This is a genomic window from Kocuria sp. ChxB (assembly GCF_044359605.1).
Taxonomy (GTDB): Bacteria; Actinomycetota; Actinomycetes; order Actinomycetales; family Micrococcaceae; genus Kocuria; species Kocuria rhizophila.
Window position 1 is genome coordinate 1,693,945 of the sequence record NZ_CP121123.1, and the last position, 20,000, is coordinate 1,713,944.

A 20,000-nucleotide genomic window follows, 5' to 3' on the forward strand; every position below is an offset into this window, starting at 1 on the left:
TACAAATTCGAGATCCCCAGGAGGCGCCCGTGTCCGTCGACACCCAGGAGCACGTACCCACCGGCCAGCTGCCCATGGTCGTGGAGCACAGCAGGTCGGGCCCGGCGCACTCCGCGGGGCCCGAGCGGCTGGTCACGCCCACGTTCGTGGTGGCGTGGGTGGTCAACTTCCTGCAGTACCTGACCTTCTACATGCTGGTCACCACCATGGCGCTGTACGCGGTGAAGAGCTTCGCGGCCTCGGACGCGGTGGGCGGCTTCGCGTCCAGCGCGTTCGTGGTGGGTGCCACCCTGGCGCGGCTCGTGTCCGGGTACCTGGTGGACGTGCTGGGGCGGCGCCGGATGCTGCTGATCGCCCTGGTGGTCGTGGCCGTGGCGTGCGCGCTGTACATCCCGGCGGGATCGCTGCCCGTGCTGATCGCGGTGCGCATGGTCCACGGCTTCGGGTACGCGTTCGCGAGCACCGCCGTGATGACGATCGCGCAGTCCGTGATCCCCGACTCTCGCCGCGGCGAGGGCACCGGGTACTTCGCGCTGGGCACCACGCTGGCGACGGCGATCGGTCCCGCCCTGGGGCTGTTCCTGGTGGGCAATCTGGACTACACGTGGCTGTTCTGGACCACGCTGGCCACCGCGGTGCTCGGCCTGGTGCTGGGCATCTTCCTGCGCGAGCCTCTGGCCCACCAGGAGGCGAAGGCGGAGCGCTCCAAGTTCTCGCTGAGCGACATCGCGCACCCGTCCGTGCTGCCCATCGGCTCCTTCATGCTGGTGGTGGGCGTCTGCTACGCGGGTGTGATCACCTACCTCAACGCCTACGCCGAGGACCGCGGGGTCACCACCGGCGCCGCCCTGTTCTTCGTGGCGTACGCCGTGGCCATGCTGATCATGCGCCTGGTGCTGGGCAAGGTGCAGGACCAGCGCGGAGACAACGTGGTGGTGTACCTGGGCCTCGTCTGCTTTGCGGTGGCCCTGGGCATCCTGGCCGTGGCCACCCAGGACTGGCAGGTGGTCGTGGCCGGCGCCATGACCGGTCTGGGCTACGGCACCCTCATGCCCGCCGCGCAGGCCATCGCCGTGAGCGCGGTGCCCGCCCACAAGCTGGGCACCGGCATCTCCACCCTGCTGCTGCTCATGGACGTGGGCGTGGGCATCGGCCCCGTGGTCCTGGGCCTGCTGCTCTCCGCCACCGGGTTCGGCACCATGTACACGGTGCTGGCGGTGCTGGTGGTCGTGGCGGCGCTGCTCTACCACGCGGTCCACGGGCGGCACCCGCACGCCAAGCGGGGGCGGCTGGCGGTGGACTGACGGTCGCTCATGTGGGGGCCCGTGGCGTGTGCCGCGGGCCCCTTTTCGTTGCGCGGTTGTTCGGGGGACAACGACGCCGCGGGGCCGGGTGGGTGCGTACCGGCGCCTCTGTGCCAGTCGGTGCCCCCTCCTAGAGTCGATCCATGGATTCCTCGTCATTGCATTTCAAAGAGTGGGATGTCCCCTCCGGGCTGAGGGCGTCGGCCCTGTTTGATGTGGGGTTCACTTCTGGAATCTATGTCCTCGTGTTTGCCAATGGCGAGGAGTACGTGGGCAAGACGGTGAATTTCCCTCGCCGCTTGATGGATCATCGTCGACGGTGGTCGGACATCGTGTCCGTGAGGTTCGCGCCGGTTATTGCAGAGGATCTCGACCGGATGGAACGCGCCGTCGTGTCCGCGCGAGAAGCTGACGGGGTCCTCCTACGCAACCTCTTGCTCCTCTCACAGTCGCTCGGGAGTTCACGTCTGGACTTGCTGATCGACAAGCAGGCCCAGGCGGAGTGGCTGACAGCGGATGAGGACTACACGGGACTGCACGTCGACCCGCAAAGAATTGCCCTTGCGCGCCGCAGGTTGCGTTCGCGGAACAAGCTGGACCAGCTCATGCGTCACCCTCAGGGCGAGGCCGTGGTTTCTACCGTGGCGGCTTATATCAGCGCGGTCATCCCTTCGCCGGATGTGGGGGGAGGGAACGTCCTGGACCTTGACGGCCATGCCTCACACCTCGAAGGGCCCACGGAATCGACGGTTGGCCACCCTCAGCATCCACAGCGTGGAAGTGCTGTTCCTGGGGGAGTGGAGGGGCGATGCCGGTGAGTGGGTGCTCTACACGGTCCTCAACATAGGGCCCCACGGGGATCTGCCGGCTGAGATCACCGCACTCGTCACCACCCACGGTCGTTACCGCTCAGCGGGCACGGTGAGGTCGGTTGAACTGGAGGGTTTCCATGCCGTCCCCGAGTTGCTGCGGATCCCCGGTGTCCTGCGTGCTGCACGATCGCTGGCGCTGGGCCAACTGCGGAAAGGGCGGGGTGCATTTTCACGGTTCCACAACGATGCTTTCGCCGATGCAGTGTTCGCATCTATGAGCGAGGGCGAAGGGTCCTAACCACTGAACCTGTCGCGGGAACCAATGGGACGAAAGGACGGGCGCGGACTGTATCTCGGCAGCTGAGATGTGCGGGGTGGCTATTCAAAGAAATCCTCGTCCACAGCCAAAACCTCGTACGTTTGTTTCACTTGAACGCCCACCCGGTACTTGATCATGAGCGCGACCAACCGGGCGCCGTCGATGAGGATAGGGCGGGGTTGCACCAACGATGCATACTCCTTAGCCAAGGCGGTGAAGGTGCTAGTGGTGATGAAAATACCTCGCGGTGCTCCCTTGACATGCAGAGCCCCTACGAAGGCCTGCAGCGCTTCACGGCCCACCGAGTTGGTTTCCGCATAGCGCTTCGCCTGTATATAGATTTGGTTCAACCCCAATGGGTCCTGATCGATAACACCATCGACGCCGCCATCGCCCGTGCCTCCGATACGCCGCCCGCGCTCTTCAATGCCTCCGTAGCCCATCTTGAGAAGAACCTGAACAACAGCCTCTTCGAAGAAGTCAGGGTGTGAGCCCCGGAGGCGCTGAAGTAGCTCCTCGCCGGTTTTGGTAGTCAGTTGCTCGAAGCCCTGGTCAATTTTCTCCAGGGGGTCAATTTCAGCGACATCAGTCACCAGGGCGGGAGTGGCCGTTGAACGTGCCTCTTTCTTCCAATACGACTTGAAATAGGTGTTCGCTGAACTGTACGTCATGCCATCCGGATGCTCTGAATGAAACTGTCGACCCGCGGCATTGAGGCGATAGTGCCCACGGGATGGCTTGTCCACGAGGTTGGCTCGGGCCAGATGGGTGAGGACCCAACTCATGCGGTGTTCGTAGTTGAGCTCGCCGCTGTTGAGTCGCTCTTGGAGAGCTTTCTCGCTGAGGTGAGCGAGGCGGGCAGCTCGTTCGAAGATCTCCTTGCGGTGGAGGGTCTCTCCAGGCTCCAGAACGTTCATGACGGGGCCCATGAGTTCGGGCCACGTGGGAACTTCACTGGGTCGGGCATTGGGTGAGGTCATGCAGCACCGCTCTCGTGTCTCTCTAGTGGCCGTCTCATGGCTCGGGGCGTGAGGAACGAATCGGTGACAACTGATCGTTAGCGCTGAGAGGCGCTGGCAGGGAGGATGTCATCATGCCCGGTCCTTATCCCAGAGAGTTCCGCGAAGACGTTGTCGCGGTCGCTCGCAGCCGCGAGAGCGGCGTCACCATCAAACAGATCGCCACGGATTTCGGTATCAGCGAAGCGACTCTGCAGAACTGGCTCCGCCAAGCCGACGTCGAGGACGGCAACCGTCCCGGTCAGAGCTCGGCGGACGCGGTGGAAGCGCGTGAGTTGAAGAAGCGGATCCGCCTGCTCGAACAGGAGAACGAGGTGCTCAGGAGGGCTGCGGCGTATCTGTCGCAGGCGAACCTGAGACTCGGTGGCTCCCCAAAATGACATACCCGCTCGTATCTGAGCTCGCCGACGCGGGGATCCCCGTGACGGTGTCGTGCCGGGTCCTCAAGCTCGCAAGACAGCCCTACTACCGCTGGCGCAATGCCCCTGTCCGGGACGCGGACGTTGTCCGCGCGCACCGGATTAATGCCCTGCATGACGCGCACCACGATGACCCGACGTTCGGATACCGATACCTCGCCGACGAGGCTCGGCGGGCCGGGTGGCGGATGAGCCGGCGGACGGCGTGGAAGCTGTGCTCGCAGGCCGGGATTCTCTCGTCCGCGCAGCGCCGCCGGCGCGGGAAGGGGAAGAAGGCGGGCCCGCCCGTGTTCGATGACCATGTGAAGCGGGTCTTCCGGGCCGACGCCCCGAACAAGCTCTGGCTCACGGATATCACGGAGCATTGGACGAGTGAGGGCAAGCTGTATTGCTGCGCGATCAAGGACGTGTTCTCGAATCGGATCGTCGGGTACTCGATCTCGGATCGGATGACCGCGAAGCTCGCCGTCGACGCCGTCCGCAACGCCGTCACCCGCCGGACCGAGGTCGCTGGGTGCATCCTGCACGCCGACAGAGGCAGCCAGTTCCGCAGCCGCGCCATGGCCCGGGAACTGCGCTGTCACGACATGGTCGGATCGATGGGCAGAGTCGGCGCTGCTGGCGACAACGCCGCGATGGAATCGTTCTGGTCGCTGCTGCAGACGAACGTGCTGAACCAGCAGCGCTGGGCCACGCGCCAGGATCTGCGACTCGCAATCGTCGTCTGGATCGAGCGGAAGTATCACCGTCAACGAGCCCAAGACGCCCTCGGCGGGTTGACGCCCATCGAGTTCGAAGCCAAACTAACCGAGCCGCTCACACTCGCGGCCTAAACCGAAACTGTCACCGATTCGTTCCTCACGCCCTCGAAACCTCAGTGTAGAGATTGCTGCTCAAACACTGGGTGTCAAGAGTGAGGTAAAGCACCGTGTTGTATACCCCCCTTGGGTATATAGTCGATGGCATGAACACGGCCGCTACCACCCACCCGACCAACCACCCAGACCCCCACACGGGTCACGACATGCACGACCACACCACCTCCGACCACTCCGGCCACGACATGTCCAACATGGCCGCCAGCGCCACCCTCCACTGCCTCACCGGCTGCTCCATCGGTGAGATCCTCGGCCTGATCCTGGCCACCGTGTTCGGGTGGGGCAATGTCACGAGCACCGCCGTGGCCATCGCCCTGGCCTTTGTGTTCGGCTACGCCTTGTCCTCCCTGCCCCTGCTGCGCTCCGGCATCAGCGTGGGCCAGGCGCTGCGCCTCGTGCTCGCCGCGGACACCGTCTCCATCCTCACCATGGAGGTCGTGGACAACCTCGTGATGTGGCTGGTCCCCGGCGCCATGGACGCCGGCCTGCTGGACGCCCTCTTCTGGGGCTCCATGGCCCTGTCCCTCGTGATCGCGTACTTCGCCGCTTACCCGGTGAACAAGGCCCTGCTGCGCCGCGGCAAGGGCCACGCCATCACCCACCACGCCTCCGGCGGCGGCCCCATGGACAACCGCCCGCTGGCGTACGGCATCAGCGCCTTCATGCTCGGTGGCTTCGTCGCCTCCTTCGGCACTCTGCTGTAGGGAACTCCCGCAGCGGGGCCCCGCTGCCACCGCGCATTCCGACCAGAAACCCGCCCATACCGGGGTCCAGAAACCCGGGAGGGCCCACAGAAAGGATCCGTCCCATGCGTCGACTTCCCCTCACCCTCGCCGGCCTCGCCATCCTGGTGACCGCCACCGCCTGCTCCGCCGGTTCCGATTCCGCGGACCACTCCGCCCACGAGGGCCACGAGACCAGCGCGAGCTCCAGCGCGACGAGCCAGGCGGCGTCGTCACCCGCGAGCGGCACGCCCAGTGCGAGCCAGGGCGGGCACGCTCACGGCCAGGAGCACATGCACGCCATGGACGGCGGCCCCGCCCCGGAGGGTATCGCCGCCGCGGAGAAGCCCACCTACCCCGTGGGCACGCAGGTCACGCTGACCACCGATCACATGGAGGGCATGAAGGACGCCCCGGCCACCGTGGTGGGCGCCTACAAAACCGTGACCTACGCCGTGAACTACACCCCCACGGACGGCGGGCCTGAGGTCACCAACCACAAGTGGGTGGTCCAGGAGGAGCTCAAGGGCGTCGGTTCGGAGCGCCTCGCGGACGGCACCGAGGTCACCATCGAGGCGGACCACATGCCCGGCATGAAGGGTGCCACGGGCACCATCGCCTCCTCCACCACCCAGACCGTCTACATGGTCGACTACGAGGCCGACGGCATGACCATGAAGAACCACAAGTGGGTCGTGGAGGACGAGCTCGCCCCGCGCCGCTGACGCCCCGGCGGACCACAGCGGACGACGACGCCGCCAGCCCCCCTCTCCCCGCCCCGCGCCCGAGCGTCCTTTGCCCGGGCGCCCCCTGCCCCGGCGCCCCCACCCGGGTGCGGGGCGCTCGGGAGTCCGCGTGCGGCGTCGTCGTCCCGCGCGTGGGCGCGAATGGTAATCTGAGAACGGTTCGCAAAAGCCCCAACGCAAGGAGACCCCCGTGAAGGTCCGCAACTCCCTCCGCTCCCTCAAGAAGATCCCCGGCTCGCAGGTGGTGCGCCGCCGCGGGAAGACGTACGTGATCAACAAGAAGAACCCCCGCATGAAGGCGCGCCAGGGCTGAACCGGTCCGTTCCAGGACACCGCGGAGACGCTAGGGGGGTGTCCCTATGTTCCGAGTCAAGCCGCGAGAGCGGTTGGTTCGGGGGTAGGGGCGGTGGGTGGTTGGTAGTAGGTGCCGTTGCGGAGCATCGCGAAGATGACGTTGCAACGACGACGGGCCAGGCAGATCACGGCGGCGTTGTGTCGTTTTCCTTCGGCTCGTTTGCGATCGTAGTAGGCCTTCGAGATCGGGTCGCGATTCGAGGCGATCCACGCGGAGTAGAACAGTGCGTTCTTCAATCGTTTGTTGCCCGAACGAGCGGGGAACTCACCACGGATCGACGTCCCTGATCGCCGTGTGATCGGGGCGATGCCCGCATACGCGGCCAGGTGGCCCGCGGTCTCGAACCCGGTGCCATCGCCGATCGCGAGGAGGATCTGGGCTGCGGTCTTGATGCCGATCCCCGGCATGCTCATCAAGACCGAGGCGAGAGGGAAGTCCTCCAGCATGGCCTCGACTTCGTGGGCGACCGTGGCCCGTTGCGCTTTCAACTCCTTGACCTGCCCGGCCACCCTGGGGATCACGAGCTCGACCGCCGCGGTCGCCGGCACTGTCACGGTCTGCTCGCTCAGCGCCGTGAAGATCTTCTCGACCAGCGCAGAGGGATCGCGGCGAGAATGGGAACGAGCGAACCTCAAAACCCGCCCCGCCCAGCGGACGTGAACCCGGTGGGGCCTCCGAACTTCTCTAGCAGCTCCAGCACGAGGTCGGTGGAGAGGGTCCCGCCGGGGAAGACACGTTCTAGTGCGGGGTGGATCTGGGTGAGCAGCGAACGGATCCGGTTCAACGCCCTGGTGGTCTCGTGGGCGAGGTCCTCGTCGAACCCGGCGAGGACTTTCAGCGCGGAGAGGACCTCGTTGTCATGGTCGACCTGCCGCAGCGTGTGGGGCATGGTGCGGGCGGTGTCGGCGATGATGAACGCGTCTCTGGCGTCGGTCTTCGATCTTCCCGGATACAGGTCTGCTGCTTTTCGCATAGCTAACCCGGGAAGATACGCCACAGCGCAGCCGGTGTCTCTGGCCACCGCGATCGGCAACGCCCCGATGGTGTTGGGCTGGTCCACGACCATCAGCACCTCACCACGCTCCTGCAGGCTGGTGAACAACTCCCGCAGCTGGGTCTCGTCCTGCGGGAGGGGTTTGTCGAACAGTTTGTGCCCGGTCGCATCCAGCGCGCACCCGTGGTGGGCGGTCTTGCCCACATCCAGGCCGATGATTACCGCGAAACGGTTCTCCATGATGAGCCTCCTTGGCGCACCATCGCTGGTCGCAGTCTTGACACCCGATGCCGGCACCCACGTTACGAAGAGACCTCGCCACCACGGCGGCGGGCCGTGTCCCTATCAGCGGTCAACGCGTGTCTCTCGACCGGGCGGCAACACCCCCCGGACCATCAATGGCAGGGCAACAAAGCCATACCCGGCCGAGCGACCAGACCCCCGACCATCGGAGGCACTCACAAGGTAACGGGCGTGGGCCCCATCGCAGCTCCACGTCGAACCGCGCGGGCGCACGCCGCGCGGCCGGCTCACACCTCCGCGCCCACCAGCCGGTACCCCATGCCCTGCTCCGTGAGGATGTGCCGGGGGTTGGCCGGGTCCGCCTCCAGCTTCTTGCGCAGCTGCGAGATGTAGAGCCGCAGGTACCCGCTGTCCTGCACGTGCTCGGTGCCCCACACGTGGGTGAGCAGCGTCTGCCGGGTCACCAGCTTGCCCGCGTTGCGCAGCAGCACCTCCATGACCTGCCACTCCGTGGGCGTGAGCCGGATCTGCTTGACCCCGCCCGCTACCGCCCGGGTCACGCTGTGGGTGGCCAAATCCACCGTCACGTCCCCGAGCCGCACGACCGCCACGGTCTTCTCCTGCGGGATCCGCCGGGTCAGCGCCCGGATGCGGGCCAGCAGCTCGTCGATCGCGAACGGCTTGGTGATGTAGTCGTCCGCCCCGGTGTCCAGCGCCTGCACCTTGTCCGCCGCGCCCGTGCGCCCGGAGACCACCAGGATGGGCGCCTGGGACCAGCCCCGGATCCCCTGGATCACCTCGATCCCGTCCAGCTGCGGCATCCCCAGGTCCAGCAGGAACATGTCCGGCTGCTCGTCCACCGCCGCGCTCACGGCCTCCGCACCGTTCGCGGCCGTGATCACCCGGTAGCCCTTCGCGCCCAGGATGATCCGCAGCGCCCGCAGGATCTGCGGGTCGTCATCCGCGATGAGGATTTTCACCGTGCACCCCCTTCCCGTTCGTCGGTCCCGGCGGACGACGCCGCTGTCCCCGCCCCGCGCGCGAACGGCGCCTCGGGCGCGGAGGCCGCGGGCGGCGTCGTCGTCCCGAGTGTCTCCAGCGGCAGTGAGACCACCATGGTCAGCCCGCCGCCCGGGGTGTCCTCCGGGGTGAGCGTGCCCTGCATGGCCTCCACGAAACCACGCGATAGCGCCAGTCCGAGCCCCAGCCCGGTGGTGTTGTCCGTGTCCCCGAGGCGCTGGAAGGGCACGAACATCTCGTCGTGGCGCTCGGGGGCGATCCCCGGGCCGTGGTCGATCACGCGGATCTCCAGCCGGTCCGCGAACGTGCTGGTGGTGACCGAGACCGGAACGCCCTCGGGCGTGTGCCGCTCGGCGTTGGCCAGCAGGTTCACCAGCGCGCGCTGCAGCAGCACCGGGTCCGCGAGCACCGTGGCGCCGTGGTGGGCCAGGTCCAGGCGCACCTCGGAGGGCCCCAGCTGCAGCTCGTCCAGCGCGGAGGCCACCGAGTCCGCCGGGTCCGTGGACGTGGTGCCCAGGGACAGCACGCCCGCCTGCACGCGGCTCACGTCCAGCAGGTCGTTGACCAGGGTGGCCAGCGCGGTGAGGCTCTCGTCCGCGGTGTCCATGAGCTCCTGCCGGTCCTCCGGTGTGAGCGAGTCCCCGGCCGCGCGCAGCCCGCCCACCGCCGCCGTGGCGGACGCCAGCGGGCGCCGCAGGTCGTGGCTCAGCGCGGACAGCAGCGCACCGCGCACCCGGTCCGACGCCGCGATCGGCCCGATCTCCTCGGCCGCCGCCTGCAGCCGCTGCCGCTCCAGGGCCGCGCTCATCTGCACGGCGACGACGCTCAGCAGCCGCCGCTCGGACGAGGCCAGGTGCCCGCCGTGCAGCTCCAGGGCACCCCCGCCGTCCAGGGGCATGACCGTGGGCTCGTCCCCGGGCTCCACGTCCCCCGCGCTCGCGACCACCGTGTCTCCCGCCATGATGCGCACCCCCGGAACGCGGAACACCTCGTGCGCGCGGTCCACGAGCGCCTGCACGGCGTCCTCGCCGCGCAGCACGCTGCCCGCGATGCTCTGGATCAGTTCGGACTCCGCGGCGGCCCGGCGGGCGGTGCGGGTGTAGCGGGCCGCGCGGTCCACCACGAAGCTCACGAGTGCCGCGATCACCGTGTAGAGGATCAGCGCGAGCAGGTGCAGGGGGTCGGCGATGGTGATGGTGTGGACGGGGTCGATGAAGAAGTAGTCCAGGGTGAGCCCGGAGAGCACCGCCGCGAACAGGGCGGGCCAGATCCCGCCCACGAGCGCCACGACCACCACGAGCAGCTGGTACGCGAGCACGTCGCTCGTGATGGCGTCCGGGGAGCGCGCCCCGGCCAGCGCCACGGTGAGCGCCGGACCGCCCAGCAGCGCCACCAGGAAGCCGAGCACGCGGCGTCGTGCGGAGAGCGCACCGCCCAGCGGCGGGAGCGTGAACTGCCCGCCCGCCTGCGCGTGGGCGACCATGTGCACGTCGATCTCCCCGGACTCCTTGGTGACCGTGGCGCCGATGCCCGGGCCCGTGAAGGCCGCCGCGAGCCGGCTGCGGCGGCTGGTGCCCAGCACCAGCTGCGTGGCGTTGACCGACCGGGCGAACTCCACGAGGGCCGCGGGGACGTCGTCCCCCACCACCTGGTGGTAGGTCCCGCCGAGCTTCTCCACGAGCGCCCGCTGCTGCGCGAGTGCCGCGGGGTTGTCGGCGCGCACGCCGTCCTGCGCGATCACGTGCACGGCCAGCAGGTCACCGCCCGCCGAGCGGGCCGCCACCCGGGCACCGCGGCGCAGCAGGGTCTCGCCCTCGGGCCCGCCCGTCAGGGCCACGACGACGCGCTCGCGGGCCTCCCACGTGCCGTCGATGTCGTGCTCGCGGCGGTAGTGCATGAGCGCCTGGTCCACCTCGTCCGCGAGCCACAGCAGCGCGAGCTCGCGCAGCGCGGTGAGGTTGCCCAGCCGGAAGTAGTGGGACAGCGCCGCGTCCACGCGCTCGGCGGGGTACACGAGCCCCTCTGCGAGCCGGTCCCGCAGCACCTGGGGTGCCAGGTCCACCACCTCGATCTGGTGCGCGCCGCGCAGGAACCGGTCCGGCACGGTCTCCCGCTGGGGCGCGCCGGTGATCCGCTCCACCACGTCGTTGAGGGACTCGATGTGCTGCACGTTCACCGTGGAGATCACGTCGATCCCCGCGGCGAGCAGCTGCTGGACGTCCTCCCAGCGCTTCTCGTGCGCCGAGCCGGGGGCGTTGGTGTGGGCGAGCTCGTCCACCAGGGCGATGTCCGGGGCGCGCTCCAGCACGGCGGCCACGTCCATCTCCTCGAGCTCCACGTCCCGGTAGCGGGTGCGCAGCCGGGGAACCTGGGGCAGACCATCGGTCATGGCGGCGGTGGCCGCGCGGCCGTGGGTCTCCACGACGCCGATCACCACGTCCCTGCCCTCGGCCAGCAGCCGCCTGCCCTCCGCGAGCATCGTGCACGTCTTGCCCACGCCGGGGGCGGCGCCGAGCAGCACCCTCAGCCGCCCCGGTGCGGTCATGTCAGTGCCTCGTCTCGTCCAGTGCCAGGTTGAGCTCGGCCACGTTCACCACGCGGTCACCCACGTAGCCCAGATCGGGCTTCTTGGTGTGCTGGCTCACGAGCTCCCGCACCTGTTCTACCGGAAGACCCCGCTCCCGGGCCACGCGCTCCACCTGGATGTCCGCGTAGCGCGCGCTGATGTGGGGGTCCAGACCGGAGGAGGAGGCGGTCAGGGCGTCCGCGGGGACCTCGGACTCGGGCACCCCGTTGAGCTCCGCAATCGCCTGCTTGCGCTGGGTGATGGCCTCCACCAGGTTCTCGTTCTCGGGGCCCCAGTTGGTGCCGGAGGACGACGCCGCGTCGTACCCCGCGTCCCCGGCGGCCGAGGGCCGGGACTGGAAGTACTGCGGCAGGGGGTTGCCGTCCGCGTCCGTGAAGGACTGACCGATCAGCGAGGACCCCCGGACCTCACCGTTGCCGTCCGTCATCATGGACCCGTGGCTCTGCTCGGGGAACGCGAGGTACCCGAGCCCCGTGACCACCGCGGTGTAGCCCACGCCCAGCAGCAGGGTGAGCACGATCAGGGTGCGGACGGCCACCGACATGGTGCGCCCGGAGGAGTGTGCGGCAATGCTCATGACGATCGCTTCTTTCTCGACGACTCGAAAACTCTGTGGTGCGGGGTGGGGGCGTTTCGGTGAGGCGGGGTGCGCCGCCCGCCGGGGCCCGGCGAGGTGGCGGGCGGCGCGTTCAGGGGGCGGGTCAGAAGCCCGGGATCAGCCGGACCACCAGGTCGATCAGCCAGATCCCCAGGAAGGGCGTGATGATCCCGCCCAGCCCGTAGACCGCGAGGTTGCGCCCCAGGGTCTTGGACGCGTTCATGGGCCGGTACTTCACACCCCGCAGGGCCAGCGGGACCAGGAACACGATCACGATCGCGTTGAAGATCACGGCGGAGAGCACCGCGGAGGCCGGCGAGTGCAGGCCCATCACGTTGAGCACCGCGAGCCCCGGGAACACCCCGATGAAGATCGCGGGGATGATCGCGAAGTACTTGGCGATGTCGTTGGCGATCGAGAACGTGGTGAGCGCCCCGCGGGTGATGAGCAGCTGCTTGCCGATCGCGACGATGTCGATGAGCTTGGTGGGGTCCGAGTCCAGGTCCACCATGTTCCCGGCCTCCTTGGCCGCGGAGGTGCCGGTGTTCATGGCCACGCCAACGTCCGCCTGGGCCAGCGCGGGGGCGTCGTTGGTGCCGTCACCGGGCATGGCCACGAGGTTCCCGCCCTCCTGCTCCGTGCGGATGTAGGCGAGCTTCTGCTCCGGGGTGGCCTCCGCGAGGTAGTCGTCCACGCCGGCCTCCTCCGCGATGGCCGCGGCGGTCAGGGGGTTGTCACCCGTGACCATCACGGTGCGGATGCCCATGGCGCGCAGCTGCGCGAAGCGCTCGGTGAGCCCCTCCTTGACCACGTCCTTGAGGTGCACCACGCCGAGCACGCGCGCCGCGCCGTCGGCCCGCTTGTGCGCGACCACCAGCGGGGTGCCGCCCGAGCGGGAGATCTTGGTGACGCGCTCCTGGAGCTCACCGCGGGCGGCGTCGTCCGGCTGCGCGCCGTCCTCCGAGAGCCACGCGACGATCGCGGAGCCCGCGCCCTTGCGGATCTGCGAGCCGTCCGGCAGGTCCAGCCCGGACATCCGCGTCTGCGCGGTGAAGGGGACGACGTCGCCCGCGGCCTCCCGCTCGAGGCTCGCCCCGCGCTCGCGGGCCAGGTCCACGATCGAGGAGCCCTCGGGCGTGGGGTCCGCCAGGGACGAGAGCGCCGCGGCGTGCACGAGCTCCTCCTCGGCCACCCCGGTGAGCGGGACGAACGCGGTGGCGCGGCGGTTGCCGTACGTGATGGTGCCGGTCTTGTCGAGCAGCAGGGTGGTCACGTCCCCGGCGGCCTCCACGGCGCGCCCTGACATGGCCAGCACGTTGCGCTGCACCAGCCGGTCCATGCCCGCGATGCCGATCGCGGAGAGCAGCGCGCCGATGGTCGTGGGGATCAGGCACACGAGCAGCGCGATCAGCACGGTCACGCTCGCGGGGCTCGCGGGGTAGGAGGCAATCGGGTTCAGGCTCAGCGTGACCACCACGAACACGATGGACAGGGACGCCAGCAGGATGTTCAGGGCGATCTCGTTGGGGGTGCGCTGGCGGGCGGCGCCCTCCACCAGGGAGATCATCCGGTCCACGAACGTCTCACCGGGCTTGGAGGTGATCCGCACGACGATCCGGTCCGAGAGCACGCGCGTGCCACCGGTCACCGCGGAGCGGTCGCCGCCGGACTCGCGCACCACGGGGGCGGACTCGCCGGTGATCGCGGACTCGTCCACGCTCGCGATGCCCCACACGATGTCCCCGTCCCCGGGGATCAGCTCGCCCGCGGAGACCACCACCACGTCACCCAGGGTGAGGTCCGCCGAGGACGCCTCCTCGGTGACCGCGCGCTGGGCACCCGGGTCCGCGGCGTCGTCGTAGTCCCGCACGCGGTGCGCGGTGGTGCTGGTGCGCGTCTGGCGCAGGGACTCCGCCTGGGCCTTGCCGCGGCCCTCCGCGATGGACTCCGCGAGGTTCGCGAAGACCACGGTGAGCCACAGCCACACGGCGATCGCCCACGTGAACGCACCGGGGACCGCGGTGCCGCCGGAGTCCTGCGCGCCGCCGGTGAACAGCTCCGCCACGGCGAACACCGTGGTGACCACGGCACCCACCCACACGATGAACATCACGGGGTTGTGCCACTGGGTGCGGGGGTCGAGCTTGCGCACCGCGCCGGGCAGAGCCCCGCGCAGCTGCCGCCACGTGAGGGTCTTGCGGGGTGCGGCCGGGCGGGCCGCGGGGGCCGCGGGGGCCTCGGAGAGTGCTTCGGTGACGGTGGTGCTCATGACTGCATCAGACCTTCTGCCAGGGGACCCAGCGTGAGAACGGGGAAGAACACGAGGGCGGTCACCAGGACCGCGGTGCCCGCGGTGAGCCCCACGAACAGGGGTCGGTGCGTGGGCAGGGTGCCCGCCGTGGCGGGGATCTTCTCCTGCGCCGCGAGGGAGCCGGCCAGGGCCAGCACCAGGGCGATCGGGATGAACCGGCCGAAGAGCATGGCCACGCCGATCGCGGCGGTGAGCCACGGGGTGTCCGCGGTGAGGCCCGCGAACGCCGAGCCGTTGTTGTTGGCGCCGGACGCGAACGCGTAGAGCACCTCGGAGAGCCCGTGGGGGCCGGTGTTGGTCAGGGACTCGTTCTCGATGCTGTCCCGCAGCGCGGGGATCCCGAAGCTCAGGCCCACCCCGGCGAGCACCAGCACGGGCATCACCAGGATGTAGAGGCTCGCGAGCTTCATCTCGCGCGGGCCGATCTTCTTGCCCAGGTACTCGGGGGTGCGCCCCACCAGCAGCCCGGCCACGAACACGGCGATCACCGCGATCACGAGCATCCCGTAGAGCCCGGAGCCCACACCGCCGGGGGCCACCTCGCCCAGGAGCATGTTGAGCATGGGGACCATCCCGCCCAGGGCGGTGTAGGAGTCGTGCATCGAGTTCACCGCACCCGTGGAGGTCAGTGTGGTGGTGGCCGCGAAGATCACGGACTGGGGGATGCCGAAGCGGGCCTCCTTGCCCTCCAGGGGGCCACCCGCGAGCTCGGGCGCGGTGCCCTGCCCGGCGGACTCGAACGCCGCGAGCGCGAACAGCGAGGCCAGGTACAGCACGCCCATGACCGCGAGGATGGCGTAGCCCTGGCGGTTGTCCCCCACCAGGCGCCCGAACGTGCGGGGCAGGGCGAACGGGATCAGCAGGATCAGGAAGCACTCGAATAGGCTGGTCCACCCGGTGGGGTTCTCGAACGGGTGGGAGGCGTTGGCGTTGTAGAAGCCGCCGCCGTTGGTGCCCAGCTCCTTGATGACCTCCTGGGAGGCCACCGGCCCGCCCGGGATGGACTGGGTGCCGCCGGCCACGGTGGTGACGTCCGTGAAGCCGTCGAAGTTCTGCACCACACCGCCCGCGATCAGCGCCAGCGCGCCCAGAATCGACAGCGGCAGCAGCACGCGCACCGTGGTGCGGGTGAGGTCCACCCAGAAGTTGCCGATGGTGCCGCTGCGCCGGTACGCGAAGCCGCGCACCAGGGCCACGGCCACCGCGATGCCCGTGGCGGCGGAGACGAAGTTCTGCACCGCCAGGCCCGCGAACTGCACGGTGTACGCGAGGTTCTCACCCGAGTACGCCTGCCAGTTGGTGTTGGTCACGAAGGAGACGGCCGTGTTGAACGCGACCCCCGGATCCGGGTTGTCCGCGCCCGTGGAGAACGGCAGCCACTTCTGGGTGCGCTGCAGCAGGTACAGCAGCAGCACGCCCGCCAGGGAGAAGTACAGCACCGAGCGCAGGTACGCCTGCCAGGACTGCTCCTGGTCCGCGGCCACGCCGGTCAGCCTGTAGAGGACCCACTCCGGGGCCCAGTGCGTGCGGGTCTGGAAGACCCACGCCATGTAGTCGCCCAGGGGCCGGTAGGCCAGCGCGAGGGCCAGCACCAGGGTGCCCGCGGAGGCGAGGAAGGGAACCCACTCCATCAGAAGCTCTCCGGGTTCACCAGGGCGAAGACCAGGTACGCGATCGCTGCGACGCCCAGCACGAACGCGATGCCGCTGAGCACGATCACAGCTTGTCCACCGCCTTGCCCACCATCACCACGACCATGAACAGGGCGACCACGCCCAGGACGTACACGACATCAAGCACTGCTGGCTCCGATCGGAGATCACCGGCCGCAGGACCACGGCCGCCGCACCCTCCCTGGGTGCAGAACCTCAGTAGACGCCCGCCCCCACCGCCGGGGGAGGCCCCCTCACGGAACCCATACGCGCACCCTGCGGATCCTCACGGTTTCCTCACAGCCGGGGGCTCGGGGCGCTGCTGCGCGAGGGGGAGCCGGATGCCGTGGGACGCGCTGGACGGGCAGCGCGTGCGGGAGCGGGCCATGGGAACGGGTGACGACGACGCCCGCTCGCCTCCCACCGTCCGTCGCCTGAGCGTGGCGCACCGCACATCCTGGGTCGGTTGGGAGACACAAGTTACCGATCGGTTATTCCCAAATTCCCCGCCGTCCGCTCCGCGCGAATTGTTGCTGCGGAAAGCGATCAGGCGTGCCACGATGCAGACATGGCTACCAACGATTCCACCAGCACCCAGATCCAGCTCGTCTCCCGCCCGGAGGGGTGGCCCGAGCCCGAGAACTTCCGCACCGAGACCGTGGAGCTGCCCGAGCTGCAGGACGGCCAGGTGCGCGTGCGCAACGAGTTCATCTCCGTGGACCCCTACATGCGGGGGCGCATGCGGGACGAGAAGAGCTACGTCCCGCCGTTCGCGCTCAACGAGACCATGACCGGCGGCGCCGTGGGCCGCGTGGTCGAGTCCCGCTCCGAGAAGCTGCCCGAGGGCACCCCCGTGCTGCACCAGTACGGCTGGCGGGACCTCGCGCAGGGCTCCGCCGAGGAGTTCACCGCCATCCAGGAGCTCCCGGACACCCCGCTGTCCGTGTACCTGGGCATCCTGGGGATGACGGGCATGACCGCCTACACCGGGCTCACCCGCATTGCCGGGTTGAAGGAGGGCGACCGCGTGTTTGTCTCCGGTGCGGCAGGCGCCGTGGGCTCCGCGGCCGGTCAGATCGCCAAGCAGCTGGGCGCCTCGTACGTGATCGGTTCCGCCGGTTCGGACGAGAAGGCGAAGTTGCTCACCGAGAAGTACGGCTTCGACGCGGTGCTCAACTACAAGGACGCCCCCATCCGTGAGCAGCTCGCGCAGGCCGTGGGCGAGGACGGCGTGGACGTCTACTACGACAACGTGGGCGGCGACCACCTCGAGGCGGCCCTGGACGTGCTGAACCGGCACGGTCGCGTGGCCGTGTGCGGCGCGATCAGCCAGTACAACTCCACCGAGCGCCCCTGCGGTCCGGACAACATGGGCAACATCATCAAGAACTCGCTCATGCTCGAAGGCTTCACCATGGGTGACCACTGGGACGTCACCGAGGAGTACACCTCCCGGATGACCGAGTGGTTCACCTCCGGCAAGATCGCCTACGACGAGACCGTGGTGGAGGGCCTGGACCACGCCGTGGACGCCTTCATCGACATGATGAAGGGCGCGAACACCGGCAAGATGGTCGTGAAGATCTGATCACCGCGCACCACGCCTCCGCCCTGGAGGTCGCGCCCCAGGACTGAGCGCGCGGGCGGGCCGGCGGCGCGGCGGCGTCGTGCCCCGTGGTCGTGCCTCGGGACGGCGACGCCGCTGCCACCCACCCCTGCCCCGTCCAACGAACCGCCCCGCGCACCCGTGCGGGGCGGTTCGTTCGTATCATGGGCTCGGCCAGCCCCGCCCCGAGAGGAACCCGTGCCCCGCACCGCCCTGCCGCACCGCGTGAGTCCCGTGCAGATGCTGCGTGCGCTGCGCGATGAACCCGGGCTCGCGGCGCTGTTCGGCGACTGGCTTCACGGGGACGCGGTCATCGGCATCCGGCCCACCCGCGTGCTGGGCGCGGACGAGGACCCGTTCGCCGCGCTGGGCGCCGCGGACGACGACGCCGCCCTCACCGCTGAAGACCCCGCCCGCTTCGGCGGCGGGTGGCTCGGCTACCTGGGCTACCAGCTCTCGCGCCGCCTGGAGTCGCTCCCGCCCGCACCGCCGCACTCGGGCGGTCTGCCGGAGCACCACCTGGCGCACTACGACCACGTCCTGGTGCACGACGCCGCCGCGGACCGTTGGCTCTGCGAGTCCCTTCCCGGAGCGGACCCTGGCCGGGTGGCCGAGACGATCGGGACGGTGGAGCGGGCGCTCGCGGCCGGCCCTGCGGCGTCGTCGTCCGGGGTGTGCGCCCCGCACCCGTACAGGTGCGAGCCGTTCGAGGCCGCCGTGACCGGCGCGGCCCACGCCGAGGCCGTGCGGCGCGCGCTGGCGCACATCCGGGACGGCGACATCTTCCAGGCGAACATCTGCCGAGAGCTCACGGCGGCATTCGACGGTGACCCGCTGGACCTGTTCTGCGCCGGGTACGAGCGGCTGCGGCCGCGTTTCGCCGCGTTCCTGCGCGTGCCGGGCGGCGCGGTGGCCAGCTTCTCGCCCGAGCTCTACCTGCGCCGCACCGGCCGCGCCGTGCTGACCTCCCCGATCAAGGGCACCGCGCCCGCGGACTCGGACCCCCGCGAGCTGCACGCCTCCGCCAAGAACCGCGCGGAGAACGTGATGATCGTGGACCTCATGCGCAACGACCTCTCCCGCGCGTGCGTCCCCGGCTCCGTCCTGAGCCCCGCCGTGCCGCGCGTGGAGCCGCACACGGGCGTCCACCACCTGGTCGCGGACGTCCACGGAACGCTGCGTCCCGGGCTCGACGACGCCGCCCTGCTGCGCTCCACGTTCCCGCCCGGCTCGTGCACGGGGGCGCCCAAGATCAGGGCCACGGAGATCATCAACGAGCTGGAGACCACGGCCCGGGGTGTGTACACCGGGGGCATCGGGTGCGTGAGTCCGCTGGCGGGGCTGGTGGTGAACGTGGCCATCCGGACCTTCGAGTTCTCCGGTGGCGCCGTGCGGCTGGGTGTGGGCGGCGGGATCGTCGCGGACTCGGACCCGGACGGGGAGGCGTTCGAGACGCTCGTGAAGGCCGCTCCGCTGCTGGACGCGGTGGGCGCCCGGTTCGGGGCGGAGCTGTCCCGGGAGTGGCGTGAGCACGCGGAGTCCTCGGAGGTGGCGACCCCGGGGTGCGTGGTCGGTGGCGGGGCGTCGTCGCGCGCGGCGGCCTCCCTGAGTGACGCGCCCGTGATCCACTCGACCCCCGACCCCACCCTGGGGATCTTCACCACGATGCTCGTCCGCGAGGGACGCCCCGAGCAGCTGGCGGAGCACCTGGCGCGACTCGGGAACAGCGTCCGTGCGTGCTTCTCCCGTGAGCTGCCGGGGGCGCTCGCGGAGCAGATCATTCAGCGTGCCGCGGCGCTGGACGGCCCGCACCGGCTGCGGGTCACGGCGGTCCCGGACGCAGGGAGTCTGCGTGTCGAGATGACCCACGCCCCGCTGAACCCTCCCGGTGCAGCGCCTCCCGTGGAGCCGTGGGTGCTGCGCCCGGTGGTGGTGCCCGGCGGGTGGGGAAGTCACAAGTGGGCGGACCGCCACGCCCTGGACGCGGCACCCGGGCCGTGGTCCCCGGTGTGCGATCCGCTGCTGGTGGACGAGGACAGCACGGTGCTGGAGACCGGGCGCGCCAATGTGTTCGTGGTGCGCGGCGGCGTGGTCACCACCCCGCCCGCTGACGGCAGGATCCTGCCCGGGGTGATGCGCGCCCGGGTGATCGCGGCGCTGCGGTCCGCCGGGTACGAGGTCCGCGAACGGGACACCGCCCTCGCGGACCTCGCTGAGGTGTCGGAGGTGTTCGTGACCAATGCCCTGCGCGGCGCCCGCCCGGTGGGGGAGGTCCGGGGCGTGGGACGGTGGGCTCACGGGCCTGTGACGGCGTGGGTGCAGCACGCGCTCGCGGCTGCCGGGTGACGAGTGGGTGCCATCGTTGAACCCCGTTGACACGCCCCGGTGAGCTGAGGATGCTCGGGGGAACAGCGC

General features: G+C 69.6%; 15 protein-coding genes and 1 pseudogene. 8 read left to right on the forward strand and 8 right to left on the reverse strand.

Annotated elements, in window-relative coordinates:
- The first annotated feature begins 29 nt into the window (after window positions 1-29).
- Together P8S73_RS07485 and P8S73_RS07490 are read left to right on the forward strand one after the other, a co-directional pair.
- On the forward strand, window positions 30-1,304 hold the full coding sequence (locus tag P8S73_RS07485) for an MFS transporter (protein ID WP_396350289.1): 1,275 nt from the start codon (window positions 30-32) through the stop codon (window positions 1,302-1,304).
- A 143-nt stretch (window positions 1,305-1,447) separates the two neighbouring features.
- Complete coding sequence (locus tag P8S73_RS07490) at window positions 1,448-2,122, forward strand: GIY-YIG nuclease family protein (protein WP_059281279.1); 675 nt, start codon at window positions 1,448-1,450, stop codon at window positions 2,120-2,122.
- A gap of 372 nt (window positions 2,123-2,494) precedes the next feature.
- Here P8S73_RS07490 and P8S73_RS07495 read toward each other — a convergent pair whose 3' ends face one another.
- Entirely contained in the window at window positions 2,495-3,352 is an 858-nt protein-coding gene (locus P8S73_RS07495; protein WP_235586637.1) for a restriction endonuclease, read from the reverse strand.
- A 176-nt stretch (window positions 3,353-3,528) separates the two neighbouring features.
- Between P8S73_RS07495 and P8S73_RS07500 the strand changes: the two genes are divergently transcribed.
- From P8S73_RS07500 to ykgO, 4 genes are all read left to right on the forward strand, one after another.
- Window positions 3,529-4,706 (forward strand): IS3 family transposase gene (locus P8S73_RS07500; protein WP_396350290.1). Its coding sequence is split into 2 segments (ribosomal slippage): window positions 3,529-3,795 and window positions 3,798-4,706, totalling 1,176 coding nucleotides; the frame shifts between segments, so codons are not numbered across the junction.
- Between the two features lie 131 nt (window positions 4,707-4,837).
- Window positions 4,838-5,455 carry a DUF4396 domain-containing protein gene (locus P8S73_RS07505; protein WP_235586636.1) on the forward strand — a complete coding sequence of 206 codons (618 nt, stop codon included), beginning with the start codon at window positions 4,838-4,840 and terminating at the stop codon, window positions 5,453-5,455.
- A 104-nt stretch (window positions 5,456-5,559) separates the two neighbouring features.
- Complete coding sequence (locus P8S73_RS07510; RefSeq protein ID WP_059281277.1) at window positions 5,560-6,198, forward strand: YdhK family protein; 639 nt, start codon at window positions 5,560-5,562, stop codon at window positions 6,196-6,198.
- Between the two features lie 211 nt (window positions 6,199-6,409).
- Window positions 6,410-6,532, forward strand: coding sequence for a type B 50S ribosomal protein L36 (gene ykgO / locus P8S73_RS07515; RefSeq protein WP_039100650.1), 123 nt, complete (start codon window positions 6,410-6,412; stop codon window positions 6,530-6,532).
- 56 nt (window positions 6,533-6,588) lie between these two features.
- On the opposite strand, the pseudogene P8S73_RS07520 reads toward ykgO, so the two are convergent.
- The 7 genes and pseudogenes from P8S73_RS07520 to P8S73_RS07550 all read right to left on the reverse strand — a co-directional run bounded on the left by P8S73_RS07520 (window position 6,589) and on the right by P8S73_RS07550 (window position 16,047).
- A pseudogene (locus P8S73_RS07520) lies at window positions 6,589-7,808 on the reverse strand (IS110 family transposase).
- A 290-nt stretch (window positions 7,809-8,098) separates the two neighbouring features.
- The gene (locus P8S73_RS07525; RefSeq protein WP_059281276.1) at window positions 8,099-8,791 is read right to left on the reverse strand and encodes a response regulator; all 693 of its coding nucleotides are present in this window, start codon (window positions 8,789-8,791) and stop codon (window positions 8,099-8,101) included.
- Window positions 8,788-11,376, reverse strand: coding sequence for an ATP-binding protein (locus tag P8S73_RS07530; RefSeq protein WP_396350291.1), 2,589 nt, complete (start codon window positions 11,374-11,376; stop codon window positions 8,788-8,790). Before P8S73_RS07530 ends, P8S73_RS07525 begins: the two co-directional genes overlap by 4 nt.
- Window position 11,377: 1 nt before the next feature.
- Entirely contained in the window at window positions 11,378-11,995 is a 618-nt protein-coding gene (kdpC, locus tag P8S73_RS07535) for a potassium-transporting ATPase subunit KdpC (protein WP_121566921.1), read from the reverse strand.
- A gap of 124 nt (window positions 11,996-12,119) precedes the next feature.
- A complete protein-coding gene (kdpB, locus tag P8S73_RS07540; protein WP_396350292.1) occupies window positions 12,120-14,285 on the reverse strand; it encodes a potassium-transporting ATPase subunit KdpB in 2,166 nt (721 codons plus the stop codon).
- The gene (kdpA, locus tag P8S73_RS07545) at window positions 14,282-15,958 is read right to left on the reverse strand and encodes a potassium-transporting ATPase subunit KdpA (RefSeq protein ID WP_121566833.1); all 1,677 of its coding nucleotides are present in this window, start codon (window positions 15,956-15,958) and stop codon (window positions 14,282-14,284) included. The genes kdpB and kdpA overlap by 4 nt, the downstream gene beginning before the upstream one ends.
- Window positions 15,958-16,047 carry a potassium-transporting ATPase subunit F gene (locus P8S73_RS07550; protein ID WP_065118165.1) on the reverse strand — a complete coding sequence of 30 codons (90 nt, stop codon included), beginning with the start codon at window positions 16,045-16,047 and terminating at the stop codon, window positions 15,958-15,960. Before P8S73_RS07550 ends, kdpA begins: the two co-directional genes overlap by 1 nt.
- Before the next feature lie 500 nt (window positions 16,048-16,547).
- Between P8S73_RS07550 and P8S73_RS07555 the strand changes: the two genes are divergently transcribed.
- Both P8S73_RS07555 and P8S73_RS07560 read left to right on the forward strand, forming a co-directional pair.
- Window positions 16,548-17,567, forward strand: a complete 1,020-nt coding sequence (locus tag P8S73_RS07555) for an NADP-dependent oxidoreductase (RefSeq protein WP_121566834.1) — start codon at window positions 16,548-16,550, stop codon at window positions 17,565-17,567.
- A gap of 216 nt (window positions 17,568-17,783) precedes the next feature.
- Complete coding sequence (locus P8S73_RS07560; RefSeq protein WP_239357238.1) at window positions 17,784-19,931, forward strand: bifunctional anthranilate synthase component I family protein/class IV aminotransferase; 2,148 nt, start codon at window positions 17,784-17,786, stop codon at window positions 19,929-19,931.
- Window positions 19,932-20,000 lie beyond the last annotated feature (69 nt).